Origin of the sequence: Dokdonella sp., from assembly GCF_017744955.1 — a bacterium.
Lineage (GTDB): Bacteria > Pseudomonadota > Gammaproteobacteria > Xanthomonadales > Rhodanobacteraceae > Dokdonella_A.
Genome location: NZ_JAGIAG010000002.1, coordinates 696,296 through 720,439, shown reverse-complemented (window position 1 = coordinate 720,439; position 24,144 = coordinate 696,296). Strand labels below are relative to the sequence as shown.

At 70.4% G+C, this 24,144-nt stretch carries 28 protein-coding genes; 13 read left to right on the top strand and 15 right to left on the bottom strand.

From position 1 onward, the window contains the following. Nucleotides 1-18: 18 nt before the first annotated feature. The gene (locus J7520_RS08190) at nucleotides 19-624 is read right to left on the bottom strand and encodes a UdgX family uracil-DNA binding protein (RefSeq protein WP_291186423.1); all 606 of its coding nucleotides are present in this window, start codon (nucleotides 622-624) and stop codon (nucleotides 19-21) included. 193 nt (nucleotides 625-817) lie between these two features. Between J7520_RS08190 and J7520_RS08185 the strand changes: the two genes are divergently transcribed. The 3 genes from J7520_RS08185 (at nucleotide 818) to J7520_RS08175 (ending at nucleotide 3,592) form a co-directional block, all read left to right on the top strand. Continuing rightward, nucleotides 818-2,329 carry an ATPase domain-containing protein gene (locus J7520_RS08185; protein WP_291186421.1) on the top strand — a complete coding sequence of 504 codons (1,512 nt, stop codon included), beginning with the start codon at nucleotides 818-820 and terminating at the stop codon, nucleotides 2,327-2,329. A 4-nt stretch (nucleotides 2,330-2,333) separates the two neighbouring features. Beyond that, nucleotides 2,334-2,687 carry a response regulator gene (locus J7520_RS08180; RefSeq protein ID WP_291186418.1) on the top strand — a complete coding sequence of 118 codons (354 nt, stop codon included), beginning with the start codon at nucleotides 2,334-2,336 and terminating at the stop codon, nucleotides 2,685-2,687. 164 nt (nucleotides 2,688-2,851) lie between these two features. Then, nucleotides 2,852-3,592: an RES family NAD+ phosphorylase gene (locus J7520_RS08175; protein WP_291186415.1), complete on the top strand. Its 741-nt coding sequence runs from the start codon at nucleotides 2,852-2,854 to the stop codon at nucleotides 3,590-3,592. A 6-nt stretch (nucleotides 3,593-3,598) separates the two neighbouring features. Here J7520_RS08175 and egtD read toward each other — a convergent pair whose 3' ends face one another. The 5 genes from egtD to J7520_RS08150 form a co-directional block, all read right to left on the bottom strand. Beyond that, entirely contained in the window at nucleotides 3,599-4,579 is a 981-nt protein-coding gene (gene egtD, locus J7520_RS08170) for an L-histidine N(alpha)-methyltransferase (RefSeq protein ID WP_291186413.1), read from the bottom strand. Continuing rightward, nucleotides 4,576-5,970, bottom strand: a complete 1,395-nt coding sequence (locus J7520_RS08165; protein WP_291186411.1) for an SUMF1/EgtB/PvdO family nonheme iron enzyme — start codon at nucleotides 5,968-5,970, stop codon at nucleotides 4,576-4,578. Before J7520_RS08165 ends, egtD begins: the two co-directional genes overlap by 4 nt. Before the next feature lie 25 nt (nucleotides 5,971-5,995). Continuing rightward, the gene (locus J7520_RS08160; protein ID WP_291186409.1) at nucleotides 5,996-6,193 is read right to left on the bottom strand and encodes a CsbD family protein; all 198 of its coding nucleotides are present in this window, start codon (nucleotides 6,191-6,193) and stop codon (nucleotides 5,996-5,998) included. Further along, nucleotides 6,190-6,558 carry a BON domain-containing protein gene (locus tag J7520_RS08155; RefSeq protein WP_291186406.1) on the bottom strand — a complete coding sequence of 123 codons (369 nt, stop codon included), beginning with the start codon at nucleotides 6,556-6,558 and terminating at the stop codon, nucleotides 6,190-6,192. The genes J7520_RS08160 and J7520_RS08155 overlap by 4 nt, the downstream gene beginning before the upstream one ends. 139 nt (nucleotides 6,559-6,697) lie before the next feature. Beyond that, nucleotides 6,698-7,135 (bottom strand): KTSC domain-containing protein, encoded by a 438-nt coding sequence (locus tag J7520_RS08150; RefSeq protein ID WP_291186404.1) that lies wholly within the window; start codon nucleotides 7,133-7,135, stop codon nucleotides 6,698-6,700. A 60-nt stretch (nucleotides 7,136-7,195) separates the two neighbouring features. On the opposite strand from J7520_RS08150, the gene J7520_RS08145 reads away from it, so the two are divergent. Then, a complete protein-coding gene (locus tag J7520_RS08145) occupies nucleotides 7,196-8,560 on the top strand; it encodes a sodium:proton antiporter (RefSeq protein ID WP_291186402.1) in 1,365 nt (454 codons plus the stop codon). Here the strand turns inward: J7520_RS08145 and J7520_RS08140 are convergent. Beyond that, nucleotides 8,557-8,841 (bottom strand): hypothetical protein, encoded by a 285-nt coding sequence (locus J7520_RS08140; protein ID WP_291186399.1) that lies wholly within the window; start codon nucleotides 8,839-8,841, stop codon nucleotides 8,557-8,559. The genes J7520_RS08145 and J7520_RS08140 overlap by 4 nt on opposite strands. Before the next feature lie 150 nt (nucleotides 8,842-8,991). On the opposite strand from J7520_RS08140, the gene J7520_RS08135 reads away from it, so the two are divergent. Further along, a complete protein-coding gene (locus tag J7520_RS08135; protein ID WP_291186397.1) occupies nucleotides 8,992-9,426 on the top strand; it encodes a PA2169 family four-helix-bundle protein in 435 nt (144 codons plus the stop codon). Nucleotides 9,427-9,508: 82 nt separating this feature from the next. Next, complete coding sequence (locus tag J7520_RS08130; protein ID WP_291186394.1) at nucleotides 9,509-10,357, top strand: mechanosensitive ion channel domain-containing protein; 849 nt, start codon at nucleotides 9,509-9,511, stop codon at nucleotides 10,355-10,357. A gap of 29 nt (nucleotides 10,358-10,386) precedes the next feature. Here J7520_RS08130 and J7520_RS08125 read toward each other — a convergent pair whose 3' ends face one another. Both J7520_RS08125 and J7520_RS08120 read right to left on the bottom strand, forming a co-directional pair. After that, nucleotides 10,387-10,638: a hypothetical protein gene (locus J7520_RS08125; RefSeq protein ID WP_291186391.1), complete on the bottom strand. Its 252-nt coding sequence runs from the start codon at nucleotides 10,636-10,638 to the stop codon at nucleotides 10,387-10,389. Nucleotides 10,639-10,697: 59 nt separating this feature from the next. Next, nucleotides 10,698-11,426, bottom strand: a complete 729-nt coding sequence (locus J7520_RS08120) for a hemerythrin domain-containing protein (RefSeq protein WP_291186388.1) — start codon at nucleotides 11,424-11,426, stop codon at nucleotides 10,698-10,700. Between the two features lie 260 nt (nucleotides 11,427-11,686). On the opposite strand from J7520_RS08120, the gene J7520_RS08115 reads away from it, so the two are divergent. The 3 genes from J7520_RS08115 to J7520_RS08105 all read left to right on the top strand — a co-directional run bounded on the left by J7520_RS08115 (nucleotide 11,687) and on the right by J7520_RS08105 (nucleotide 14,547). Beyond that, nucleotides 11,687-12,487 carry a hypothetical protein gene (locus J7520_RS08115; protein ID WP_291186385.1) on the top strand — a complete coding sequence of 267 codons (801 nt, stop codon included), beginning with the start codon at nucleotides 11,687-11,689 and terminating at the stop codon, nucleotides 12,485-12,487. Between the two features lie 145 nt (nucleotides 12,488-12,632). Further along, nucleotides 12,633-13,739 carry a DUF3182 family protein gene (locus J7520_RS08110; RefSeq protein ID WP_291186382.1) on the top strand — a complete coding sequence of 369 codons (1,107 nt, stop codon included), beginning with the start codon at nucleotides 12,633-12,635 and terminating at the stop codon, nucleotides 13,737-13,739. Further along, nucleotides 13,723-14,547, top strand: a complete 825-nt coding sequence (locus tag J7520_RS08105; protein WP_291186379.1) for an alpha/beta fold hydrolase — start codon at nucleotides 13,723-13,725, stop codon at nucleotides 14,545-14,547. Before J7520_RS08110 ends, J7520_RS08105 begins: the two co-directional genes overlap by 17 nt. An 87-nt stretch (nucleotides 14,548-14,634) precedes the next feature. On the opposite strand, the gene J7520_RS08100 is transcribed toward J7520_RS08105, so the two are convergent. The 4 genes from J7520_RS08100 to J7520_RS08085 all read right to left on the bottom strand — a co-directional run bounded on the left by J7520_RS08100 (nucleotide 14,635) and on the right by J7520_RS08085 (nucleotide 19,102). After that, on the bottom strand, nucleotides 14,635-15,087 hold the full coding sequence (locus J7520_RS08100; protein WP_291186375.1) for a host attachment protein: 453 nt from the start codon (nucleotides 15,085-15,087) through the stop codon (nucleotides 14,635-14,637). Between the two features lie 313 nt (nucleotides 15,088-15,400). Beyond that, the gene (locus J7520_RS08095; protein ID WP_291186374.1) at nucleotides 15,401-17,575 is read right to left on the bottom strand and encodes a glycogen debranching N-terminal domain-containing protein; all 2,175 of its coding nucleotides are present in this window, start codon (nucleotides 17,573-17,575) and stop codon (nucleotides 15,401-15,403) included. Next, nucleotides 17,554-18,717, bottom strand: coding sequence for a glycosyltransferase family 4 protein (locus J7520_RS08090; RefSeq protein ID WP_291186369.1), 1,164 nt, complete (start codon nucleotides 18,715-18,717; stop codon nucleotides 17,554-17,556). The genes J7520_RS08095 and J7520_RS08090 overlap by 22 nt, the downstream gene beginning before the upstream one ends. Before the next feature lie 163 nt (nucleotides 18,718-18,880). Continuing rightward, nucleotides 18,881-19,102 carry a hypothetical protein gene (locus J7520_RS08085; protein WP_291186367.1) on the bottom strand — a complete coding sequence of 74 codons (222 nt, stop codon included), beginning with the start codon at nucleotides 19,100-19,102 and terminating at the stop codon, nucleotides 18,881-18,883. 172 nt (nucleotides 19,103-19,274) lie between these two features. Here J7520_RS08085 and J7520_RS08080 point away from each other — a divergent pair, with 172 nt between their 5' ends. Together J7520_RS08080 and J7520_RS08075 are read left to right on the top strand one after the other, a co-directional pair. Next, nucleotides 19,275-20,003, top strand: coding sequence for an ATP-binding protein (locus tag J7520_RS08080; protein ID WP_291186364.1), 729 nt, complete (start codon nucleotides 19,275-19,277; stop codon nucleotides 20,001-20,003). A 138-nt stretch (nucleotides 20,004-20,141) separates the two neighbouring features. Beyond that, nucleotides 20,142-20,429, top strand: a complete 288-nt coding sequence (locus J7520_RS08075) for a hypothetical protein (protein ID WP_291186361.1) — start codon at nucleotides 20,142-20,144, stop codon at nucleotides 20,427-20,429. Nucleotides 20,430-20,439: 10 nt separating this feature from the next. Here J7520_RS08075 and J7520_RS08070 read toward each other — a convergent pair whose 3' ends face one another. Next, on the bottom strand, nucleotides 20,440-21,825 hold the full coding sequence (locus J7520_RS08070) for a sigma-54 dependent transcriptional regulator (protein ID WP_291186358.1): 1,386 nt from the start codon (nucleotides 21,823-21,825) through the stop codon (nucleotides 20,440-20,442). Nucleotides 21,826-22,251: 426 nt separating this feature from the next. Between J7520_RS08070 and J7520_RS08065 the strand changes: the two genes are divergently transcribed. Next, entirely contained in the window at nucleotides 22,252-22,464 is a 213-nt protein-coding gene (locus tag J7520_RS08065) for a hypothetical protein (RefSeq protein WP_291186355.1), read from the top strand. Next, nucleotides 22,451-22,807: a hypothetical protein gene (locus J7520_RS08060; RefSeq protein WP_291186352.1), complete on the top strand. Its 357-nt coding sequence runs from the start codon at nucleotides 22,451-22,453 to the stop codon at nucleotides 22,805-22,807. The genes J7520_RS08065 and J7520_RS08060 overlap by 14 nt, the downstream gene beginning before the upstream one ends. Before the next feature lie 511 nt (nucleotides 22,808-23,318). Here the strand turns inward: J7520_RS08060 and J7520_RS08055 are convergent. Beyond that, the gene (locus tag J7520_RS08055) at nucleotides 23,319-24,143 is read right to left on the bottom strand and encodes a YihY/virulence factor BrkB family protein (protein ID WP_291186349.1); all 825 of its coding nucleotides are present in this window, start codon (nucleotides 24,141-24,143) and stop codon (nucleotides 23,319-23,321) included. Between the last annotated feature and the right edge of the window lies 1 nt (nucleotide 24,144).

Genomic DNA, 24,144 nt, shown 5'->3' with positions numbered 1-24,144 from the left:
CGTCGAGCACCAGGACGCTCACTCGGGCGGATCGCGCAGCTTCATCAAGTCGCGCCGGAACCGCCGCAGCTCGTCCTCGCCGCCGCTGCCGGAACGCGCGCGCAACACGTACGACGGATGCACCGTCGCCAGCGCCCACTGCCCGACGTCCAGTGCGATCCATCGGCCGCGCTCCTGCATCAGCTTGAATCCGCGACCGAGCACGATCTTCGCGGCGAGGCTGCCGAGGCAGACGACATACCGCGGACGAACACGCGCCAGCTCGGCGTCGAGCCATTGCAGGCATGCCGCCACCTGCGCCGCGTCGGCGCGCTTGTGCAGCCGCCGCTTGCCGCGCAGTTCGAACTTGAAATGCTTGACCACGTTGGTGACGTAGACGTCGCGGCGATCGATGCCGACCTCGGCCAGCACCTCGTCGAGCAGATGCCCGGCCGGACCGACGAACGGCCGGCCTTCGCGGTCCTCCTTGTCGCCCGCCTGCTCGCCGATGAAGAACATCCGCGCGTCCGGCGGACCTTCGCCGAACACGGTCTGGGTCGCATCGCGCCAGAGGTCGCAGGAGCGGCACGTGCGCGCCGATTTCTTCAGCGCCGCGAGGGAAGGGGGTTTCGGCGGGGGCGGCATGGCGATTCGCGTGCCCAGGCACAGGAGAGAGCGGGAGTTCGTTTCACGCGCGCACGCACGAGGCGGAAAGTTTTTCCGCCCGTGCTTCGCGCACGGCACGCGCGCCGGACACCCGCCGCGCCTGCGGATCCACCGGCTCGGGCGGAGTCGCATCGGCTACAGTGTCGGCATCGTTCTTCGGAGATCATCATTCATGGCAATGGCATCGGCCAGTCGGAATCCGCACCTGCCGCGCTTCCGCAGCGGTGTGCCGGGACTCGACGCGATTCTGGGCGGGGGATTGCTGCAGGGAGCGGTGTACATCGTGCAGGGCGTGCCGGGCACCGGCAAGACGATCCTGGCGCACCAGGTGTGTTTCGAGCACATCCGCGACGGCGGGCGCGTGCTCTACGTGACGGTGCTGTCGGAGAACCACGCGCGCATGATGCGCAACATGCAGTCGCTGTCGTTCTACGACGAAAGCGAAGTGCCCTCGGCGCTGTACTACGTCAGCGCCTACCAGACGCTCGACCAGGAAGGCCTGAAGGGCCTGACGATGATGATCCGGCGCGAAGTCGAGCGTCTCGGCACGCACCTGCTGATCTTCGACGGCCTCACCGCCGCCGAGCAGATGACCGCCTCGAACACCCAGCTCAAGCAGTTCGTGCACGACCTGCAGTCGATCTCCACCGTGATGGACTGCTCGATGCTGCTGTTGACCAGCGCCGAGGACGCGGTCGTGCTGCCGGAGCAGACGATGGTCGAAGGCGTCATCGAGCTCACGCGGCGCGTGCCGGCGGCGCAGTCGCTGCGCTACGTCGAGGTGAAGAAGTTCCGCGGCTCGGACTACCTCGACGGCCGCCACGCGATGCAGATCACCGACGAGGGCGTCGTCGTGCATCCGCGCATCGAGGCGATCTACGGCGAAGCGCGCGAAGCCGAGACGGAATGGAGCGGCCGCCTCTCCAGCGGCATCGACTCGCTCGACCGCCTCATCGGCGGCGGCTGGCCGGCGGCGACCACCACGCTCGCGCTCGGCCCGTCGGGTTGCGGCAAGACCACGCTGGGACTGCATTTCCTCTCGCGCAGCTCGAGCGAGGAGCCCGGACTGTACTTCGGCTTCTACGAGATGCCGCGGCGGCTCCTGCAGAAGGCCAGGGCGTTCGCGCTCGGCATCGACGAGCTGTACGCCGACGGCCGCCTGCTGATCAGCTGGGAGGCGCCGACCGAACGCATCCTCGACCGCCTCGGCAACCGGCTGATCGACCTGGTGCGCGAGCGCGGCATCCGCCGCCTGTTCGTCGACGGCATCGACGGCTTCCGCCTCGGCACGCCCGATCCGGCGCGCCTGAGCCGCTTCTTCGCGGCATTGACCAACGAGCTTCGCGCGCTCGGCTGCACCTCGATGTTCGCGATGGAACAACCGGAGCTGTTCGCGGCGAAGGCGCAGGCCTCGATCGACGGCTTCTCGATGGTGGCCGAGAACATGCTGCTGCTGCGCTACGTCGAGATCGACGCCTCGCTGCGCCGCCTGCTGGCGGTGCTGAAGGTGCGCGACAGCGCGTTCGACGCGAATCTGCAGGAGCTCTCGATCACGCCGACCGGGCTGGAGATCGCACCCACGTTCGGGCGCGCCGAAGGACTGCTGGAAGGCCAGGCCCGCCGCAACATCATTTCCGTCTCGCGTACCGACGGCGGCCGCCCCGACGACGGCCAGCGGAGCTGACTGGGTGCACAAGATCCTGCTAGTCGACGACGAGTACGGTATCCAGGCCATCCTCGACACCTTGTTGTCGGATGCCGGATACCGAACCGTTCTCGCCGGAAACGGCAAGCAGGCGGTCGAACTGTTCAGGACCGAGCGCCCCGACCTGGTGCTGATGGACTGGATGATGCCGATCATGGACGGCCCCACCGCCGCGCGCCTCATGCAGGCGCAACGCCCGGAGGTACCGTTGATCATCATGAGCGGCGCGCATCCGCAAGCGCTGCGCGAGGAATACGACGGCTTCACCGCCTTCATCGCCAAGCCGTTCCGCGCCGCGACGGTGCTGGAGGCGATCGACCGCGCCTTGCGCGGTTGAGCCGGCGTCGGCCGTGCGCCGCATCCGCGTCGGCACGCGTGCGTAAGCTCGACAGCGCGCGCGGAATTTTTTCCCGCGTGTCGCGGCATTCGACGATCTCCGCGCGCAACCGCGCGTTTGGCATGCGACCTGCACCGTCGGCCTGCGCCGACAGGAGGCCGCCCATGTCCCATCGTTTCGAGCGCGATCCCGCGCAGCTTCTCGACAGTCCCTACGTCGACTTCGATCGCGTCTTCGGCACCAGCCGGAAACCCGCACGGCACGATCGCGACGCTCGCTCGCCGGCGCGCAGCGGCAATCGCCCGCGAACGCAGAAGACGGCGGACGACACCGGTCGCATCTCCTACGGCACCGTGCATTACGACGGCCTGGCGTACCTGGTCCTGCCCGACGGCGACTCCGGCCTCGACCTGCCGCGGCTGTGCCGGGCGGCGGCGGAGCGCAGCGGACTGACGCGCTACGGCGCTCCCGGACTACCGACCTCGTACGTGGCGCTGGATCCGTCCAGCGCGCTGGCGGAGGTGTGCTTCCACGTCCTCAACGACTGCTGCCGCGGCGCCGAGCCGATTCGCTGCGCCGTGTACCAGCTGCGCGTGCGCGGACGCTTCGCCGACCTGCACGGCCGCGAGCGGCGCCACCCCGAGCTGATCGCCGACGACTACCGCGTCACCCAGCGCCTGGGACATCGCGTGCGCGCGACGAGGAGCCTGCACGGGCTGCTGTACCCGTCCGCGCGCAGCAACGGATTCTGCCTGGCCGCGTTCTCCGACCACGTGTTCTGCTCGTCGCGCTTCGTCGACTTCGTCTCGCTGCGCGTGCAATCGGACCGCGCCGTGCGGCTGTGCGCGACCGGCAGCGTGCATTGGCGCCTGCTCAATCGCGACGAACTGCGCCGCACCGCCTGAGCGCGCTTACGCCGCCGAGTACAGCGCGAGGAGGAACGGCCATTCGCGATCGCGCCATCCCTGCACGCAGCGGAATCCGGCCGCGCCGGCGAGGTCGTCGACTTCCTCCACGTGGTACTTGTGGCTGCTTTCGGTGTGGATGGTCTCGCCGGCGGCGAAGGACACCGACAGGTCTAGGCGCGCGAAGCGGACGCGCTGCGCGCAGGTCGATTCGACGTGCATCTCGACGTCGCGCGTGCGCGGATCGAATCGCGCGCGGTGGCGGAAACGCGAGAGATCGAAATCCGCGCCGAGCTCGCGGTTCATGCGCACGAGCAGATTCAGATTGAACGCCGCGGTCACGCCGAGCGGATCCGCGTACGCCGGCAGCAGCTGCTGCGCCGGCTTGTCCAGATCGGCGCCGAGCAGCAGCGCGTCGCCCGGCCGCAGGCCGCGCCGCACGCAGCGCAGCCAGCGCAGCGCTTCGACCGCAGCGAAATTGCCCAGCGAGCCGCCGAGGAACAGCACCAGAAAGCGCTCTCCCGCGCCGCGCGCGGCGACGGCGCGCTCGAATCCCGGCAGGTAGTCGGCCTCGACGAATCGCGCCGACAATCCGTCGAGATCGCGCAGCGTCGAGCGGCTGGCTGCAAGCGCACCGGCGGACACGTCGATCGCGACGTACGCGAGCCGGCGCCGGCGCAGCAGCGCTTCGAGCACCAGCCGCGTCTTGGTGGCGCTGCCGCTGCCGAACTCGACGATCGTGTCCGCCGCGCAGAGCGCCGCGACGTCGTCGGCGCAGCGCTCCAGCACGCGCCGCTCGGCGCGCCAGACGCCGTATTCGGGCAGGCACGTGATCGCCTCGAACAAGCTCGAGCCGAGCGCGTCGTACAGATACGACGGCGGCAGCGATTTTTGTCCAGGGCCAGCGAGTCCCGCACGCACGTCCGCTGCGAAGCGTTCGAGGGCGACATGTTGTGCCGATGCGGCTTCGAGGCAGCAGGCGTTCATCCATTCCTCGCGCAGCGAAAGCCGGCGTGCACGTGCGGGTAGTGCGGCTGGAACCAGTTGCGGAACGAGCGCCGCAGCAGGCAGGCCGCAGTGAACGGCGCGCCGCCCTTGAGCACGTAGTGGCGGCCGTCGAAGAAATCCGCCGAGTAGCCCGCGTAGAACGCGAACGGTTCGAATCCCGGCAGCGGCGCGAACGGTGTCGCCGTCCATTCCCAGCCGTTGCCGAGCAGGCCTTCGACACCGAACGCGCTGGCGCCGTCGGGATGCGCGTCGACCGCGTGCGGGCGCTCGTCGTGGAAATCGAAGTTGCCGTGGCGCGCCGCCGGTGCCTCGGTGCCCCACGGATACGCGCGTTCGGCGCCTTGCGGCGTGCCGTAGGCGGCGCGGTGCCACTGCGCTTCGGTCGGCAGCCCCGCACCGGCCCAGCGTGCGTAGGCGGCGGCTTCGGCGTGGCTGACGTAGACCGGCCAGTCGAGCGGCAGCGGCAGTCGTTCCGACACGCTGCTCACGCACCAGCGGTCCGCCGCGCGCTCCCAGAACGGCGGGTGCGCGACGTCGTGCTCGATGCGCCAGCGCCAGTCGGCCGGCGACCAGTGCGCCGGGTCCTCGTAGCCGCCGGCGTCGACGAAGCGCCGGAATTCGCCGTTGCTGACCATGCGTCGCGCGATCTGGAATTGCTCGACCTCGACCGGCTGCTCGCCGTATTCGTTGTCCCAGCCGAACGTGCGCCAGTCGTCGCGGCGTCGGCCGAGAGTCGCGGTTCCGGCCGGGATGCGCACGAACTCCGCCGCGAGTTCGCGCGCCGGCAGTCCGCGGCGAAGCGGTCGGCGCGCACGCGAGCGATGCAGCAGATACGCCAGCGTCTCCGCGTGCATCAGGCGGTGTTCGATCGCCGCGTCGAGCACGAAGGCGAGCGGAGCCGCGCCGCCGCCCATGCGCTCGCTCGCCAGCACGCGCGGCAGCGAAGTGTCGAGCCGGCGACGCGTGGAGGCGATGTAGTCGTCGATCTCGCGCACGTCGGGCCACGCGGCCGGCGCCTCCTCGGGCAGCGCGCCGTCGAGCGGGTCGATGCCGGAGGCGAACAGCGTGTCGAACGCATGCGAGCGAGGCTCGTCCAGCGCCGCGGCGAGGAGATTCCGGTCGAACGCGTCGAGATGGCCGAGGTAGAAGACGAAGCGGTGCCGCTCGGCGATCGGCCGCTCGTACAGGCGATCGGGCCGGACGCGGTCGAGCAGGGCATCGGTGAGCCGCCGCGCGTGCTCGAGCCGCGCCAGCGCGGGGCAGGGCGGAGCGGCAGCGGCAGCGGCGCGGGCGAATGCGGGCGGGCGGGTCATCGTCGGCGCGGCATGCACGGCACGATCGAGCGCCGCGCCGGCCGCCTCGCGGCGCATCGGCGCGGCGTTCCCGATCGGCGGATTACAAGGTGCGGTCGAATTCGCGCACCTGCCGCTCGGCTTCGTCCTTGGCGATGCCGTAGCGCTCCTGGATCTTGCCGACGAGGTATTCGCTGTTGCCGTCGGCGACGCTCAGGTCGTCGTCGGTCAGCTTGCCCCATTTCTCCTTCAGGCTGCCCATCAGCTGCTTCCACTGGCCTTGAATGCGATCCTTGTTCATTGCGGGCGGCCTCCGTCCATGTCCTTGTGAACGGTCAATGCCGAGGCGTCGACGCTCTTCACGCCCTTGATCTGCTGGGCCGCCGCGACGGCGTTCTTGATCGCCGTCTGGTCCGGCTGCGTGCCGCTGAGCATGACCACGCCGTTCACGGTCTTGACGCTGATGTCCATGCTCTTGACGCCGTCCGTCGTGGCGAGCTGCGACTTCACCTTGGTCGTGATCCAGGTGTCGCTCACCGGCTGATCGGACTTCTGGTCGTCGGCGTGTTCGTCGGCGGCGAGCGCGACGACCGGCGCGGCGGCAGCGGCGATCGTGAGCAGACCGCAGAACGCGAACGATGCCGCGAAGCGGTGGGTGGTCTTCATGGGTGGCCTCCTGTGGATGTCGGAACGACGGTCCGGGCAATGCAGAAAGCGCACCAACGTCGGCAGCCGGGCAAACCCATGCGCGCGACCGCGGCGGCAGCGAAACTTTTGCGCACGCCGCGAGAAAATTACGCGCCGCTCAGCGAAGGAACCGCTCCTTCGGCAACCGGCTCGAAACCGCGCGTGAACGGTGTGCACCCGGCGCCGGCAGGCGCTCGTAGCGATAGCGGTTGCGAATCCGGCGATTCATGTAGCGACCGATCGAGTCGGCGCGCAGCAGCGCGCGATGCACCGGCGGCGGCACTTGGAAGTAGCGGTAGAGTCCGCCGTTGCGGAACAGCACTTCCAGCATGCGTTCGCCGGCGGCGTAGCCGATCTCGGCGATGCTGGAGGAAGCGACGCGCTGCCGTTTCATCGTCGTCTCCCGGATGCGCGCACCTTTTTCACGGGCGCCGTATTCATGCGGTTCCTGCACGTTCGAGGCCATCGCCGCGCGCCGGCGCATGCTGGCATGCCTGTTGCGAAGTCGTCGTCGACACCGCCATTCACGACGACGCATGCGCACGATCCCGCCCACCCGACCGTCTCGCCGTCCGGACAGGAGCCGGCGCGCCGGCGCGGACGGAGCCGGCGCGCCATGAACTTCCTGCAGTGGACGCTGGCGGTCGGCGTGCTGCTGATGCTGATGGCGATGATCTCGGGCCTGCTGCAGCGCCTGCCGATCGCCTCGTCGCAGGTGTATCTGCTGGTCGGGCTCGGTGTCGGTCCGCTCGGCATGCACTGGCTCGACCTCGATCTGCTCGCGCACGCACGCTGGGTCGAACGCATCACCGAACTCGCCGTCGTCGCCTCGCTGTTCTTCGGCGGACTGAAGCTGCGCCTGCCGCTGCTGCATCCATGCTGGCGCAGCAGCTACCGCCTGGCGACGCTGGCGATGCTGCTTTCGATCGCCGGCGCCGCGGCGGTCGCGCATCTGCTGCTCGGCCTGTCGTGGCCGTCGAGCCTGCTGCTCGCGGCGATCGTCGCGCCGACCGATCCGGTGCTCGCCGGCATGGTCACCGTCGACGCCGCCAGCGACCGCGATCCGGTGCGCTATCTGTTGTCCGGCGAAGCCGGCCTCAACGACGGCATGGCGTTCCCGTTCGTCACGCTCGGCCTGCTGCTGCTCGCCGGCGGAACGGCGCACCTGGACGCGTGGGCACTCGGTTACCTGTGGGCGATTCCCGCCGGCTTCGCGATCGGCTTCCTGCTCGGGCGCGGCACCGGACTGCTCGTCATCCGCCTGCACAGCCGCTTCGGCGACGCCACCGCGCCGAGCGACTTCCTCGCGCTGGCGCTGATGACGCTCGCCTACGCCGGCGCCGAGATGCTGCACGCGCTCGGCTTCGTCGCCGTGTTCGCCGCCGGCCTCGGCCTGCGTCGCGCCGAACTCACCGTCAGCCGGCGCTCGCCGCTGCCGCAGGCGCAGCCGCGCGCGCCGCTGCCGCCGCCGGCGGACGAACTGGTCAATCCGAACCGCGTCACCGAGAACGACCTCGACGAACCGGCGGTGGCCGCCGGCGTCGTCGTCGCCGAGGCGCTGAATTTCGGCGACACGCTCGAACGGCTGCTCGAAGCCTCGCTGATGATCCTGGTCGGGGTCGTCATCGCCGCGAACTGGAGCACGGACGGCGTGCTGTTCGCCGCGATCTTCTTCGTACTGGTGCGGCCGCTCTCGGTCTGGCTGAGCCTGCTCGGCACGGCGACTTCGGCGCGCCAGCGCGCGCTGATCGGCTGGCTCGGCATCCGCGGCATCGGCAGCGTGTACTACCTCGCGTTCGCGCTCGGCCACGGCCTCGGCGGCGAGGCGGCACGGACGATGTCGGCGCTGGTCGCCACCGTCATCGCGGTCAGCGTCTGCGTGCACGGCGTGACCGCGCAACCCTTGCTGAAACGCTATCGACGCGACATGCGTCGTCGCGCCGAACCGCTCTGCGCGGCGGAGCCCGGCCGGGAACGCTAGCGCGACACCATTGCAATGGACGCGCTACGCGAACGCGGCGCGGCGCGGTTGGCCAACATCAGCAACGCGTCGAGCGCCTCCGGCTCGGCGGCCGGCACCGAAAAGATCCAGCCGCCGGCGGGCAGCGCGGCGCAGGTGAAATGCACGCCGTCGCCGACGAGCCCGGTGACCAGCTCCGCCGCGGCGGCGTAGCTGTCGACGACCAGCGTGCGCGCGGATCGCTCATGGCGAGCGGCGCCCGATGCGCGTACCGCTCGGCGGTTCGGAACGAGAATGCTCATGGGACGACCCGGTCGATGAAGAGGCGGCGCGCACGTGGCGCCGTGCATCGCGGCAGCAAGCGGCGTGCCACGGTGGATCGCGTCGTGCGCGGCGCGTGGCATGCATGTTGCTGAACTCACCGCGTCGAGACAGCCCATGGAGAGCCTCCCATGTCCAGCACCAGCGATCTGCGCGATCTGCTCAGCGTCCTCCGCGACGGCGTGATGTTCTACGGCGAAGCCGGCGAACGCGCGGAGCAGGCCGAGCACCGGCAGTTGTTCACCCGCATGGCGGAGGAGAAGAGGGCGGCGGTACGCGCGATCGAGAAGCTGCTGCTGCCGTCGGACCGTCCTCCGGACGGCACCTGGAGCGGCAAGATCCGCGAATGCTACGCGCGCGTGCTGACGCTGCTCGCCAGCGACAAGGACGCCGTCTACATCCGCGAACTGGAGGCGGCGGAGGATCGCGTCATCGAGGAATTCCGGCGCTGCCTCTCCACCATCGACGAGCCGCAGGCGCGCCGCGTGCTCGAGGAGCACTATCCGGCCGCGGTCTCCGCCCACGAGCACATGCGCGCGATGAAGCGCCAGGTGGACGCGAAATGAGCCGCGCCGGCGACGCGGCTGCGTGCATGAGGCGCTCGGACTCGCTCACCGACGAGCGGTCATCTTCCCCCGGCGGGGCGCCGTGGTGGAATTGACGACGCTGCTGGACAAGTGGACCGACGAACTCGGCCACTTCGGCCTGCGCATCGCGATCGCGCTGCTGCTGGTCGTCGTCGGCGTGGCACTGGCCCGCCGCGCCGCGCGCGCGCTCGAGCGCCGCCTGCTGCTGCGCCGGATCGACCGCCTGCTCGCCGACTTCATCGCCACCGCGCTGTCCACCGCGGGCGCGATCATGGTCGCCATCGCCGCGCTGCAGCTGGCCGGCATTCCGACCAGTTCCTTCCTCGCCGCGCTGGGCGCGGCGGGCCTGGCGATCGGATTGGCGCTGAAGGATTCCCTGGCGCAGCTCGCCGCCGGCGTGATGCTGATGGTGCTGCGCCCGTTCCGCGCCGGCGAATACGTCGTCGCCGCCGGCCAGGAAGGCACGATCGAGAGCGTGCACCTGTTCCAGACCGTGCTGCGCGCCGCCGACAACCGCATGATCACGCTGCCGAACGGCTCGATCACGGCGCAGCCGATCGTCAACGTGTCGCGCTGCCCGACGCGGCGCGTCGACCTGAATCTGTGGGTCGCGCCGGACACCGAGGTGACCCGCGCGCTCGACACGCTGCGCGGAGCGATCGGCGGCGACCGCCGCATCCTCGAACAGCCGGCGCCGGTGGTCCTGGCCGGCGACCTCGGCGAGCGCGGGCTGCTGTTGCTGGTGCAGATCTGGGCCAGGGCGACGGACCTGGGTAGCGTCAAGTCCGACCTGATCGGTCGCATCCAGCTCGCCCTGGAGGACAGCGGCGTGCGCCTGCTCGGGCCGTCGCAGCCGACGGTGCGCTGGCTCGCCGCTGCGCGCGACGCGGACGCCTCCGAACGGAAGTAAGTGCGGCCGGAAGTCCCGTTCCGGCCGCTTCACTGGCTGCCGGCGTCGTCGTCCGGCACGCGCCGCTTCGGCGCGCGCTGTTCCGGTACGTTCTCGTCGTCCGGCGCGCGTGCCGGAACGAACGGTGCGACCGGATCGCTGGCGGGGAACGTCTGCTCGAGCGCATCGTCGAGGTTCTCGCTCTCGTGCCGCTTGCGCCGCTGGCGCTCGTGCGGTGGCTCCGGCGGCAACCGCGGCGGCGGTCCGTCGGGATGGGGGTCCTTGCGGTCGCGTTCGGTCATGGTCGTCACTCCGCACGGGGGAGCGCCGCCGCGTCGAAGCGGCAGCGCGCATAGGCCGGTCAGCTGCGCGATCCGCGCGCGCGGCGCGCCTGCGCACGCTTGCGCGTCGAGGTCTTCGCGGGAGCGGCGCTCTTGCGCGCCTGGCGCGTGGTCTTTCGCGAAGCCGCCGAGGCGCGCTTGCTCGCCGGTGCGCGTTTCTTGGTGGCCGCGGCGCGATGCGCGCTCTTCTTCGTCGCGGGTCGCCGCGTCTTCTTGGCGGCGGCGCGCCGCGCGCGCGGCGCGGGCAGCGAAATCCGCCGCGCGCGGCCGGACGAGCGGGCAGGGGCCGCCTGCAGTTCGCGTTCGAGGGCCTGCTTGCGTTCGGCGAGCTGCTCGCCGAGCGCGTCGAGGTCGATCTCGGTGCGCTCGACCGCCGGCATCAGCTCGTTCTCCTCTTCCTTGACGTGATGCTGCACGTATTCCTTCAACACCGTGAAGCGCGCCTCGAACAGCTCGTCGCCGATCGCGCTGCCGTCGATGTCGGCGATCAGCCGCTTCAGGGAGCCGTGCTCGACGTCGGCCTCGGCGATGAGATCGGCTTTCTTCTCGGGCAGCGCTTCCTTGGCCGCCGGATAGAACAGCTCCTCTTCGATGCGCGTATGCACGGTCAGCTCGATGCAGATCGTGCGGCCGAGTTCCAGTTTGCGCTCGTCGGAGGATTCCGACTCCATCTCGGCGAACAACGCGTCCACCTTGCGGTGATCGTGCTTGAGCAGTTCGATTGCGTTGCGGTTCTCGTTCAAGGGCATGGCGGATTCTCCGGAGCGGGTCGCTGTGGTCGGAACCGCTTCAGCAATTCACATGCCACGGCTGCGCGCCGCGCACATGCCGCGCGACACGCGCGCAGCGGCAGTCGATCGGCCGCGCGCGTCGATGAAAAACTTTCCGCCGCCGCGAAAATTTCGCGATCCGACCGCGCTGCGCACGGCGGAGGAATACGCCTGGCTGCCGCACGATGCACTGGCATGTCCGTTGCACCCGCCGCTTCGTCGATTCCACGGAGTGCATGATGAATCCGATCCGCCCCTGCGCGGTTCTCCTCCTCACTTTCGTCGCCACCAGCGCGCAGGCCGAGCCGTCGCCCGCAATCGACCGCATCGGCCTTTCGCTCGGCGGCTACTACGCCGACGCCGACATCCGGTTGAGCGCTTCCAGCGAGCGTTACGGCCTCGGTCGCGCCAGCATCGAACCGAAGAGCGGCAACGAGACGCTCGGCCGCGCGCGGCTCGAATTCCTGATCGGCGACCACCAGGGACTGGAGTTCGACTACTTCTCGTTCCGCCACAGCCGTTCGCAGGCTCTGCAGCGTTCCTTCGACATCGGCGACGCCCGCTTCGACGTCGGCGCGCAGCTGCGCAGCCGCTTCGACCTGGACTTCGGCAGCGCCGCCTATCGCTGGTGGTTCGGCGACGGTCCCAGCGTGTTCGGCCTCGGCGTCGGCGCGGCCTACTACCGCGTGAAGGTCGGCGTCTCGGCCGAGGTTTCCGCCGACGACACCCGCGTGCGCGTCGGCGAACGCTACGACGCCGACGCCGTCGCGCCGCTGCTGACGTTCGGCTGGCGCTACGCGCCGAGCGACCGCTGGCGCTTCTACGCCGACGGATCGGGTGTGAAGAAGAACGGCGGGAAGCTGAACGGGCACGCCTGGAACGCGGCGGCCGGCGTGGAATGGTTTCCGTTCACCCACCTCGGCGTCGGCCTCGAATACGCGGTCACGCGCATTCGCCTCGAACGCGACTCGTCGCGCTACGACGCCGATCTGGATCTGCATCTGCACGGGCCGGCCGCGTATGCGCGCCTGCGCTTCTAGCGCGCGCCCGGCGCGGTGCCGGGGCGCGCGACGGTGCCGGGCGTACCGCGGCGCTTCGGCCCGTCCGCCCACGTACGGCCATGCGCACACCGCGCCGCTCGCCGTGCGGTCGAATCGCCACGCGCGCAGGTTCCACGGGAGGCCCATGAGCGAAGGACAAGTGATCCTGCTGTCGCGTCGACGCGGCGTGGAGAAGATGGGACACGACTACCTCTCGCGCGCGCACGCCGCCGCGCGTCTGGCCGACCTGCTCGGCTACGCCTACGCCGGCGACTATCGCGAGCGGCGTTTCGCGGCGGGGCACGCGTATTTCGTCCCGGACGACACGCTGCACGCCGACGACGCCGTGCGGATCGGCGTGCTGTCCGACCGCGACCTGTTCGGCGGTGTCGCGCCGCACGCGTTCGTCGCCACCAAGGCCCTCACGCACGGCACGGTCTCGGCCGAGGCGCACGCACCGGCAGGCTGGGTGCCGGCGCTCGCCGCGCAGCTCGAAGACGCCGTGCTGTACGGCTTCACCGCGTTCGCGCGCGGGGACGCGCGCCTCGCCGCACGGCGCGTGCTGCAACGCGGGCGCGCGCGCCTGAAGCGTGCCGTCGGCACCGGCGGCGCCGGCCAGACCGTGGTCGCCGACATCGACGAATTCGACGCCGCGCTGGCCGCCGTCGACGACGCCGAGCTGCAGGCCTGCGGCGTGGTCGTCGAGCAGAACCTGGAGGAGGCGGTCACCTACAGCATCGGCCATCTGCAGGTCGGCGGACGGCGCATCGCCTACTACGGCACCCAGCACACCGTGCGCAACCACCACGGCCACGACGTCTACGGCGGCAGCGAACTGGTCGTGATGCGCGACGGCGCCGGCCCGCCCGAGCGCGCCGACATGTCCGCGGCCCTGCGCGCGGCGCTGACCCGGGCGCAACGCTACGAAGCCGCCGTCGTGCGTGCGTTCCCGCGCTTCTTCGCCTCGCGCCACAACTACGACGTCGCCTGCGGCCGCGACGCCGACGACGGCATGCACATCGGCGTGCTCGAGCAATCCTGGCGTTTCGGCGGCGCCAGCCCGGCCGAGATCGCCGCGCTGCACGCGTTCGAGCGCGATCCCGGCCTGCATCGGGTGCGCGCCAGCACGCACGAGATCTACGACGACGTCGAACCGCCGCGCGGAGCGATCGTTTCCTTCCGCGGCGACGATCCGAACGCCGGCCGGATGACCAAGTACTCGTTGGTGGACGCGCATGGACATCCGGCTTGAGACCATCGGCATCGACGTCGACGACACCCGTCTCGGCGGCACGCTGCTGGCGCCGGCGCACGAACTGCCGGGCGTGCTGTTCGTGCACGGCTGGGGCGGCAGCCAGGTGCACGACCTGGCGCGCGCGAAGGAGGCCGCCGGCCTCGGCTGCATCTGCGTGACGCTCGACCTGCGCGGCCACGCCGGCGACGTCGCCGAGGCCGCGCGCGTCAGCCGCGCGCAGAACCTCGCCGACGTGCTCGCCGCCTACGACTGGCTGGCGAGCCGGACGAACGTCGACCAGGAGGCGATCGCGGTGGTCGGCGTCAGCTACGGCGGCTATCTCGCCGCGCTGCTGACGTCCTTGCGCCGCGTGCGCTGGCTCGCGCTGCGTTCGCCGGCGATCTACAAGGACCAGGACTGGGAACGGCCGAAGCTCGAGCTGCACAACGATCCGGAACTGCCGGCCTACCGGCGCCGGCGCCTGAGCGCCGGCGACAACCGCGCCTTGCAGGCCTGCGCCTCGTACACCGGCGACGTGCTGCTGGTCGAGGCGGAGCACGACGACGTCGTGCCGCATCCGGTGGCGGAGAACTACCAGGCCGCGTTCGCCAAGGTGCGCTCGATCACCGCGCGCATCGTCGCCGACGCCGACCACGGCTTCACCGGCAAGGCCGCGCAGCGCGAATACACCACCGTGCTGATCAAGTGGCTGACCGAGATGATCACCGGCGCGCGCTCGAGCGTCGCGGCGAAGAAGGTGCAGAACCACAAGCGCAACCTGCCGCAGGACAAGCAGGCCGCCGCGCGCACGCCCGGCGACGCGTAGCGCTCGGCGCGGAGCCGCCGACGAGACGGCGCGACCAGCCGCGACCAGGCGCGTCTCAGTGCGCGCGAGGATCGCCGGCGCCGCCGGTCATTCCTGCTCCGCCTCGCGCCACAGATGCTCGGGCAGATAGCTGCCGATCTCCGCGGCGGTGCGCTCGGTCAGGTTCTTGTCGATCTCGACGATGACGTGGCGGCTCACCTGATCTCCGGCTGTCGCACGCAGGACGCCGAGGAATTCCGGCGGCGCGATCAGCGCCAGACGGTCGTAGGCGCCGCTGGTGCGTCCGCGTTCGAGCACGTCGCGCAGCGCGCGCGCGAACTGCTCGGTGACGTGGTCCTCGGCCGAACTCGCCTCGAGCGCGCCGCGCGGGCGACCCGACATCGCCGGCATGCGCGAGGCACGGTCGCTGACTAGTTCGCGATCCTGCGCGCGCCCGTCGGGATTGAGCCGGTTCTCGATCTCGCGCAATGAACGGTCGGCGTTTCCCGAAAACAGCCGTGCGCGCGAGCTGTCGGCGACCAGGATCCAGATCTTCGACACAACGACTCTCCGTGCGGGCCTTCAGGTCTAGCGAGCGACGCGACAAACCCGCATGAACGACGCACGAAGGTGTTGGCGCGGATTCAGCCGCGCACGCGACCGGTCTTCCACGTTTCGACGCGACGCATTCGGCTCTGGCGCGCGCCGTTCGGCTTTCTCGACTGGCTGGCGATTCCCCGCCGCGCGCGATCGCTGGCTCGGCGGCCATTTCGAGCACTGCGACGCCGATCGCGACGGACGCCTGACGCGCGCGGAATACGACACCTGCACGCGCGCGCCGAAGCGCTGACGCGACGACGGACGGGAACGCCGGCTACTTGATCGTCAGCACGGTCCAGCCGGCCGGCTTGCGCGTCACGTTGAGCGCGATGTCCGCGCCGTGGCGGCGGAATTCCAGTTCGCACGGGCCGTCGCACAGGTGCCAGCGCTCGATGCGCAACCAGTCGACCTCGGGCGGCAGCCGCGGCGAGCGGAACGCGAGCGTGCGGCGCGGCGCGTCTATGTGGAGCCCGAGCAGCGCGCCGAGCAGCAGGTAGACCGTGCCGACCGCCCAGGCCTGCGGCGAGCAGGCGACCGGGTAGGGCACCGGCGCGCTGCACGGGGTGCGCTCGAAGCCGCAATACAGCTCCGGCATGCGATGCAGCGGCAACGCCGTCGCCGCCTCCAGCAGCGCGGCGAACACGCGTGCCGCCGCGTCCGAAAATCCGTAGCGCGCCAGCCCCAGCGCGATCAGCGCGTTGTCGTGCGGCCAGACCGAGCCGTTGTGGTACGACAACGGGTTGTAGCGCGCCTCGCCGGCGCCGAGCGTGCGCACGCCCCAGCCGCTGAACATCGACGGCTCGAACAGGCTCCGCGCCAGGCGCTCGGCCTTGGCGCGATGCGCGATGCGCGTCCACAGGCACTGGCCGGCGTTCGATGCGCGCACCAGGCACGGACGCTTGTCGCCGTCGAGCGCCAGCGCGTAGGTAGCGCGCGCCGCGTCCCAGTAGACCTGGTTGAAGCGCTGTTTCAGTGTGCGCGCGGTCTCGCGCAGGCGGCGCGCGCCGGCCGCGTCGCCGAGTCGGTGCAGCATGTAGGCGGCGTCGTTCCACGCCGCGTAGACGTAACCCTGCACCTCGCACAACGCGATCGGCGCCGTCGCCAGGCGGCCGTCGGCGTGCGAGACCGAATCGACCGAGTCCTTCCAGCCCTGGTTGGCGAGGCCGTCGCCGGAGCGGTTGGCGTATTCGACGAAGCCGTCGCCGTCGAGATCGCCGTGTTCGCGGATCCAGCCGAGCGCGGCCTCGATCGCCGGCCACAGCTCGCGCACCAGGGCGAGGTCGCCGGTGCGGCGCAGGTATTCGCCGGCGAGCACGACGAACAGCGGCGTGCCGTCGACCGCGCCGTAGTAGCGTCCGAACGGCACTTCGCCGAGGCGCGCCATCTCGCCGAGCCGCGTCTCGTGCACGATCTTGCCGGGCTCGGCGTCGCGCGCGGCGTCGCTGACCTGCGCCTGCGTCGCGGCGAGGAAGCGCAGCACGCCCGCGGCCAGTTCCGGCAGCGGCCACAACAGCTCCAGCGCGGTGATCAGCCCGTCGCGCCCGAACGCGGTGTTGTACCAGGGCACGCCGGCGTACGGATACGGGCCGTGCGGCGTGTCGGTGATCAGCGAGACGAGGTCGGCCGCGCTGCGCGCCAGCCACAGATTCAACGGTCCGTAGTTGGTCTCGATCGTCGGCAGCCGCTCGCGCCAGTGGCCCGCGCGCACGGCGGTGGCGTGCGCCGGGACTGCGTCCTCGACCGGCGGCGCGTTCCACTGCACGAAGACCGCGGCGACGACCAGCCGCGCCGTGCCACCCGGCGGCAACGTCCAGCGGAACCGCGCGTAGCCGTCGGCGTCGACCGACTCCGGCGCGAGCGAGAATTCCAGCCGCGTGCGCCGCGAGACGCCGTCCAGTCCTTCGTAGTCGAAGGCGATGCCGCGTTCGCGCAGCTCGGCGGTGCGCGCCGGCGCCGGCGCCGGGCGATGCATGCCTCGCACCTCGAAGATGTCGCGGAAATCGGCGTCGGCGCGCACGGCCAGTTCCACCTCGTGCGCCTCCAGGCCGTAGTTGTGCACCTCGAACACCGCGTCGCACAAGCCGGCGTGGATCGCGATGCGCTTGCGCAGATGCAGCGCGCTCTTCGGCAGGTCCGGCGCCTCCGCGTTGCAGGTCTCCACGATCATCGTCAGGTTGTCGTCGGTGACGGTCGAGGTCAGCAGCACCGGGCGCTCGCCGTTCAGGCGCGCCTGCAGCAACGACAGATAGCGCGTGTCGCGATGGTAGACGCCTTGCGATCCGCCGCCGCCGGCGCGCACGTCGCCCCAGCGGTCGATCACCGCGAAGGTGTCGGCGTGGTTCAGCACGTAGGCCGATTCGTCGGCATAGACCGAATCGGAGGCGACGCGATACGGATCGCCCGGCTGCGTGCCGGGATGCGGCGCGCTCAGGACGGGTGACGAGGCCATGACGGGATCTCCTGCGCCGGGTCCTCCGGGAGCGCGGCGCGGCGTTCGAGGATGTCGCGATACACGCGCTCGTAGTCGCGCGCCATGCGCTCGGCGGTGAAGCGGCGCTCGAACTCGGCGCGGCATGTCGCGCGATCGAGCGTGCCGAGGCGGCCGACCGCGGCGACCGCTTCGTCGATCGAATCGACGACGAAGCCGGTGCGGCCGTGCTCGACGACCTCCGGCACCGAACCGCGCCGGAACGCGATCACCGGCGTCGCGCAGGCCAGCGCCTCGATCATCACCAGCCCGAACGGCTCGGGCCAGTCGATCGGAAACAGCAACGCGGCGGCGCCGCCGAGCAGCGCCTGCTTGGCCTTCTCGTCGCCTTCGCCGAGGAACTCGACGCCGGGAGCGTCGAGCAGGTGGCGCACTTCGCGCTCGACGTAGAGCGCGTCGGCGGCGTCGATCTTGGCGATGATCTTCAACGGCAGGCCGGCGCGCCGCGCGATCTCGATCGCCGAGTCGACGCGTTTCTCGCGCGACAGACGGCCGACGAAGGCGAGATAGTCGCCGCCCGGCCCCGGCCGCAGCAGGTCGCGCGGCAGGCCGTGATGCACGGTGCCGGCCCAGTTCACGTGTGGCAGCGGCGTGCGCTGCGCCGCCGAGATCGACACCAGCGGCGCCGCGTGGCGCGCGTAGAACTCGGCCGGATCGCGGTCGAGGCGGCCGTGCATCGTGGTCACGTACGGCGGCAGGCGCTCGTCGAGCAGGAAGTGCACGTAGCCGCTGTGGAAATGCACCATGTCGAAGTGCCCGGCGCGATCGAGAAGGCGACGCAACTGCAATACCGACCACAGGCCGGGGTCGCAGGCGGCGGCATCCTCGCGCAGCGCACGCGGACAGCATGCGGCGATGGGCACGGCGGCGCGCGAATCGGCCGAGGCGAACAAGGTCACCTCGTGGCCGAGCGCCGTCAGCGCTTCGGAGAGATAGGCGACCACGCGCTCGGTGCCACCGTAGCGCGTCGGCGGCACCGACTCGATCAACGGCGCCACCTGTGCGATGCGCAGCGGCTCCCCCGGCCGCCGGCGCAGCACCGGCAGTCCGACCGCGGCTTCCGGGGGCAGGCCTCTTGCCACTGTCACGGCGATGGATCTCACGAAGAACCTCCTGACGATGCGCGCCGGGGGGACACTGCCTCCGGGGCGGAAAAGAGTTCGCACCCACCGCTCGCCGCGGCGGCGGTGCGGATCGAAACTCGGCGTGGCGCGCGGACGGGAAGAAAGTCCGGACGGCACGATGCGTTTTCATCTCGAACCTGCTTCAAGCAGGAAACGGACCATCGATGGGATGCGCCGTCGTCGCCGCATCCGACGATGGCGGGAAGCGACGTCGATCGCCGTCGCGGTCGACTCGCGCCGGAACCAGCGTGCCGGGAACCAGCACGACCTTGCGGCACGCGTCGTCCTCATCGGCCCGGATCGGGAGATCGGCGAGGATTTCGACGCGCACGTCGCGGCTGCCGTGACAAACGGGAGCCTGCATGGAAGAAGCCTCCGCGCTTCGTACTGCGGGCGAGGCCGCAGCGATCATGCCCGCCGCGACGCGGAGAGCACGCGGCGAAGGCATCGGCGTGAAATCCTTTCGATGCGCGCGAAAAGCTTGCCCAATCGGGATTCACGTTCCGCACAGGAGCGCTTGCGTTAGGATGCCGAGCATGGACGCGCGTCATCGAGACCACTCCGCGCCCTCGCCGGAGGCGACTGGCGCGCCAGCCTTGGAAACGCTCGGGCAACTCGCCGGGCAATTCGCACACGACATCAACAACCTGCTGGGAAGAGTCCTGGTCGGCGTCGAACTCGCAACGCGGATCGAAGGCGACGAGCGCGTGCGCACCCTGCTCACGGGCGTGGTCGAGGCGATCCGGCATCAGCGCGATTTCACCACCGCGATGGCGCAGGCATCCGGCCGCTGCGAGCAGGCCGTCGCGCTCGACGCGCATGCGCTGATCGAACACTGCAGCGACGAATTGCGGACGGCGCTCGGCGCGGCCGCGCTCGAACTGCGGCTCGACGCCGCCGACGCACGCATCCGCTGCGACCCCAGGTTCCTGCGCACCGCATTGCTGCACCTGGCGGCGAACGCGCGCGCGGCGATGCCCGACGGCGGACGCCTGCTGCTGACCACGCGCAACCGCGACGCGCACGGCGTCGAAACCGAAGGTCGCGGCTTCCTGCTGCTGACCGCGGTCGACAGCGGCGGCGGCATGACCGAGGAAGTGCGGCGGCGCGCGTTCGAGTCGTTCTTCAGCACGCGCGACGGCGCCGACGGCCTCGGCCTGGTGCAGGTGCGCGACACGGCGCGCCGCGCGGGAGGTTCGATCAGCGTGGAGACGGTGCCGGGGCAGGGCACCGCGATCAGCCTGGTGTTTCCGCTCGACGGCTGATGCCGGACTCGGCGACGCGTGCCTTGGCATGGAATCTGAAGGGCATCGGGCGAAGTCCCAGCAGGAGGAGGCGCCCGTGCCGAACCGATTCGCTACAACCGTCGCCGTGTGGTCCGGCCGTCATGCGCGGAGGACGCCGTGAGCATCGTCCGCCTGCGCCTGACCGGCCCGGCGATCGCGGTCGAACGCGTGATGAAGACGCTCGAGTCGCTCGAACACGTCGATCGGATCGAGGAAGTCGGCGACCAGCAGAGCCATCTGCGCGACGACTCGACCTCGCTCGGACTCGTCGACGATCTCGGCACGGACTTCCACGACGTGGAGGTGCATGCGCAGAGCGACTCCGCCGCGGCGGACGTGCGCGACCGCCTCGTGCTGGCCGCCCGCTCGACCGGCGTCGCACTCGAATTCGTCGACCGCTTCTGAGCGCGCGCGCTCAGTGCTCGGTGTCGCCGTCCTCGGGCGGCGTGCCGACGAGGGTGTCGTCGATCAGTCCCTGCGCGCGGTAGCGCAGCAGGCGGTTGTAGATCGTCTTGGCGGTGATGCCGAGCACGCGCGCGGCCTGGCGCTTGTTGTTGTTGCAGCTGGCCAGCGTCTTCAGCAGCATCTCCCGCTCGACCACGTCGAAGGTCATGCCGACGGCGAAGCGGATCGCGCCGTCGCTCTCGACGACCGGACGCGGCGGCGCCTCGGGGCGGATCGCGACGACGTCGCCGTCGGAGAGGATGTAGTGCCGCTGCACGGCGTGGCGCAGTTCGCGCACATTGCCGGGCCACGGGCGCTCGACCAGCCGGCGCAACGAAGCCGGATCGAAGTGGCGCGCGGTGCCGTAGCGCTCGTTGAGCCGGGCGAGGAAGTGGTTGGCGAGCAGCGGGATGTCGTCGCGGCGGTCGCGCAGCGCCGGCGCCTCGATCGGAAACTCGCTCAGCCGATAGTAGAGATCCGCGCGCAGATGGCCGTTCTCGACCGCCTGCAGCGGATCGCGGTTGCACGCGGCGATCACGCGCACGTCGATCGGAATCTCGCGCGTGCCGCCCACGCGCGTCAGCGTGCGCGTCTCCAGCACGCGCAGCAGGAACACCTGCAGCGCCGCCGGCATCTCGGTGATCTCGTCGAGGAACAGCGTGCCGCCCTCGGCCTGCTCGAAGAAGCCCGCGTGCGACTGCACCGCGCCGGTGAAGGAACCGCGCTCGTGCCCGAACAGCTGGCTGCTGAGCAGGTCCGGCGCGATCGCGCCGCAGTTGACGGCGACGAAGCGTCCTTCACGACCGCTCAGGTCGTGCACGGCGCGCGCGACCAGTTCCTTGCCGGTGCCGCTTTCGCCCTGCACGAGCACGCAGACGTCGAGCGGTGCGACGCGGCGCACCTGCTCGAACAGGCTCTGCATCGCCGCGCTGCGGCCGACCATGCCGCTGAGCTGCTGTCCCGACAGCGATTGGCGCGTCAGCGCGCGCGTGTGCGCATCCTCCATCAGCCTGATCAACAGGTCGCTGGAGATCGGCTTGACCAGGTACTCCACGATCGGCGCGCGCACCGCGCGCACCGCGCTCTCGATCGACGGGTTGCCGGTGACGACGGCCACCTTGCCGTGCGAAGCGAGGTCGATCTGGTCGACCAGGTCCAGCCCGTTGCCGTCCGGCAGCGAGATGTCGATCAGCAGCAGGTCGAACTCGTCGTCGGCCGCGGCGCGCCGCGCCGCTGCGAGCGTATCGACCGACACCATCTTGCAACTGGAGGTGCTGGCGACGTCGTACACCGCGGAACAGAAATCCGCGTTGTCGTCGACCAGCAGCACGTTCCCCTCACGAATGAAATCAGTCATCGTCGCCTCCGGCGAATGTACGGAAAACCGCGGCGTACCCGCGCCCGCAGCGACATCCGAGAGCTTTTCCACGATCGCATTCCCGCCGCGAGCTGGCTGCGATCTTCGCGCCCTCGTTCTACGGACGAAAACTTCCGGGCGAGAACGCGAAATGTAGAAAAATGTATCCCGACGGTACTTTCTTTGCACCTACCGCGAGAGTGAAGGCAGCGTTGTTTTTTCCTTAAGCCGTCATCCATCGCTTCGCCTCCGTTCCGAGCGAGTTTCGGACGGGTGGAAAAATTTGCCGCCCCTGCGTAACGGCTACGCAACGTCGGCCGTTTCCGTTCAGGCAAATGCAGGTCTCTCCCTCGTGGCACGAATGATGCGTCTGCGCTCTCCGCGGGGATGCCCCGCATCTTTTTTCTCGAGCGGAGCCTTTCCATCATGCACACCGCCCTCGTCATCGGCGCGTCCAGCGGCATCGGCCGCCATCCGCAGCGTCGCGCCGGAATCGGCGCGCAAGCGCGCGCCTTACCCCCTCTCGAGCATGCTGCCGCTGTCGGACTTTCGCCCGCATCACCTTGCGCCTCGGGCGCGGGGATCGACGTTCTCGTCGACGGCGCCGGCGACCGGGAGGGCCATCATGCGCATCACTGACGAACTGGCATTGCCGGCTGCGCCGTCCGGCATCTCCGCGCGGCCGCGCCGACATCGCGCGACGCCGCGGCAACGCGAGCAGATGGCGGTACTGGAAATCGGCTCGCTGCGTGACGACGTCGACGTGCTCGCCGCCTGCGTCGCGCGCGCGTCCGCCTGCATCCACGTCACCGTCTGGATCGACGACCGGTGCCTGGTGCGCGGAACCTCGGCCGACACGCCGCCGCCGGTGCCGGTGCATTGGATCGTCGGCACCTACGCCTGCGGCGCGTCGCTGGCCGATATCGCCGACGACCTGCGCCACGAGCGGCAGGAGCGCGAGCGCGCCTGGCAGCTCGACTGAGCCGCCGATGCATTCGCTTCGCCTGGCTTTGCGCGAACATCGCCGCGTCTGCGCGGCGCATGTCGCGCGCGCCCTTCCCGAAGAGGACAGCGACATGAAGCGGCAACCGAAAACCCGCGAGCCGGCTCCCACTCCCGCGCCTCCGACTCCGCGCCGAGCGCGCAGGAAGGATCAGGGCGACGCCAGCGATCCGAGCCAGCCGATTCCGCCGGATCCGGGCAAGACCACCGACATCGAGATCGAGGAGAAGGACGCGCCGCGCCCGCCGCGGCGACGGTAAGCGCGGCACGCGTGGTCGACGACAAAAAAGGGGACTGCCGTCGCGGCAGTCCCCAAGAGGTCGGTTTCGCGGGGAGGACGATCGTGTGGAAGCGGGGACGGAACGATCTCCTGTAGGGTCCCGCGAAGAGCCGACGAACGGGCGCGAGCGATGGAACCTCCGGGACGGCAGCGGGAACGGAACGTTCCCGCGACGAGGATGCCCGGAGTCGAGCAATCGACATGCCAAGCGTCATTCGCCGCCCGGCGCGAGCGCGCGCACCAGCTCGGCGCCGAACAGGAAGATCGCCGCCGAGTAGTAGACCCACACCAGCAGCAAGGCCAGCGAACCGGCCGGTCCATAGGCGCCGGCGATGCCGCTGTGGGCGAGGTATTCGCCGATCGCGTACTTGCCGGCGGCGAACAACAGCGCCGTCGCGACAGCGCCGAGATGAATCGCGTGCCAGGGCGGCCGTCGGTCCGGCAGGTAGGCGAACAAGCCGGCGAACAGCGCCGCGAACACGACCACGGCGACGAGCTGGTTGACGACGTCCCACGCGGCGCCGGTGCGCGGCAGCAACACCGCCAGCACAGTGCTGACCGTCAGCGACACGATCAGCAGGAACACGAACGCCGCCAGCAGACCGAACGACAGCAGCCGCCGCCGCAGCCAGGCGCGCAGCGCGCCGGCGCGCAGTACGCGTTCACGGCCGGCGTCGCTCCACACCACGTTCAACGCGGTCTGCAGCTGCGAGAACACCGCGCTCGCACTGATCACCAGCAGCACCGCGCCGGCGATTCCCGCCGCGCTGCCGAACGATGGACGCCGCGACGCGTTGTCGAGGATCGTCGCCACCGCGGCACGCGCCTGCTCGCCGGCGAGGGCGCCGACCTGGACGGCGATTTCGGCCTGCGCATTCGGCGTGACCGATGCCGCCAGCCACAGCGCCAGCACCAGCAGCGGCGCCAGCGACAGCGCAGTGTAGTAGGCGATGCTCGCCGCCAGCGTCAGATCGTCGTGCGCGACGAAGCCGGTGACGGCGGCATGCGCGACGCGCAGCGGTCGAACGGCGCGCACG

Coding starts and splice junctions, on each gene's coding strand:
- J7520_RS08155 (WP_291186406.1), bottom strand. CDS start 6,558: ATGAAGACCACCCACCGCTTCGCGGCATCGTTCGCGTTCTGCGGTCTG.
- J7520_RS08065 (WP_291186355.1), top strand. CDS start 22,252: ATGCACACCGCCCTCGTCATCGGCGCGTCCAGCGGCATCGGCCGCCAT.
- J7520_RS08165 (WP_291186411.1), bottom strand. CDS start 5,970: ATGCGCCGCGAGGCGGCCGGCGCGGCGCTCGATCGTGCCGTGCATGCC.
- J7520_RS08120 (WP_291186388.1), bottom strand. CDS start 11,426: ATGCCCTTGAACGAGAACCGCAACGCAATCGAACTGCTCAAGCACGAT.
- J7520_RS08110 (WP_291186382.1), top strand. CDS start 12,633: ATGAGCGAAGGACAAGTGATCCTGCTGTCGCGTCGACGCGGCGTGGAG.
- J7520_RS08085 (WP_291186367.1), bottom strand. CDS start 19,102: ATGCAGGCTCCCGTTTGTCACGGCAGCCGCGACGTGCGCGTCGAAATC.
- J7520_RS08160 (WP_291186409.1), bottom strand. CDS start 6,193: ATGAACAAGGATCGCATTCAAGGCCAGTGGAAGCAGCTGATGGGCAGC.
- J7520_RS08135 (WP_291186397.1), top strand. CDS start 8,992: ATGTCCAGCACCAGCGATCTGCGCGATCTGCTCAGCGTCCTCCGCGAC.
- J7520_RS08145 (WP_291186402.1), top strand. CDS start 7,196: ATGAACTTCCTGCAGTGGACGCTGGCGGTCGGCGTGCTGCTGATGCTG.
- J7520_RS08080 (WP_291186364.1), top strand. CDS start 19,275: ATGGACGCGCGTCATCGAGACCACTCCGCGCCCTCGCCGGAGGCGACT.
- J7520_RS08095 (WP_291186374.1), bottom strand. CDS start 17,575: ATGGCCTCGTCACCCGTCCTGAGCGCGCCGCATCCCGGCACGCAGCCG.
- J7520_RS08185 (WP_291186421.1), top strand. CDS start 818: ATGGCAATGGCATCGGCCAGTCGGAATCCGCACCTGCCGCGCTTCCGC.
- J7520_RS08070 (WP_291186358.1), bottom strand. CDS start 21,825: ATGACTGATTTCATTCGTGAGGGGAACGTGCTGCTGGTCGACGACAAC.
- J7520_RS08175 (WP_291186415.1), top strand. CDS start 2,852: ATGTCCCATCGTTTCGAGCGCGATCCCGCGCAGCTTCTCGACAGTCCC.
- J7520_RS08140 (WP_291186399.1), bottom strand. CDS start 8,841: ATGAGCATTCTCGTTCCGAACCGCCGAGCGGTACGCGCATCGGGCGCC.
- J7520_RS08190 (WP_291186423.1), bottom strand. CDS start 624: ATGCCGCCCCCGCCGAAACCCCCTTCCCTCGCGGCGCTGAAGAAATCG.
- J7520_RS08105 (WP_291186379.1), top strand. CDS start 13,723: ATGGACATCCGGCTTGAGACCATCGGCATCGACGTCGACGACACCCGT.
- egtD (WP_291186413.1), bottom strand. CDS start 4,579: ATGAACGCCTGCTGCCTCGAAGCCGCATCGGCACAACATGTCGCCCTC.
- J7520_RS08125 (WP_291186391.1), bottom strand. CDS start 10,638: ATGACCGAACGCGACCGCAAGGACCCCCATCCCGACGGACCGCCGCCG.
- J7520_RS08060 (WP_291186352.1), top strand. CDS start 22,451: ATGCGCATCACTGACGAACTGGCATTGCCGGCTGCGCCGTCCGGCATC.
- J7520_RS08115 (WP_291186385.1), top strand. CDS start 11,687: ATGAATCCGATCCGCCCCTGCGCGGTTCTCCTCCTCACTTTCGTCGCC.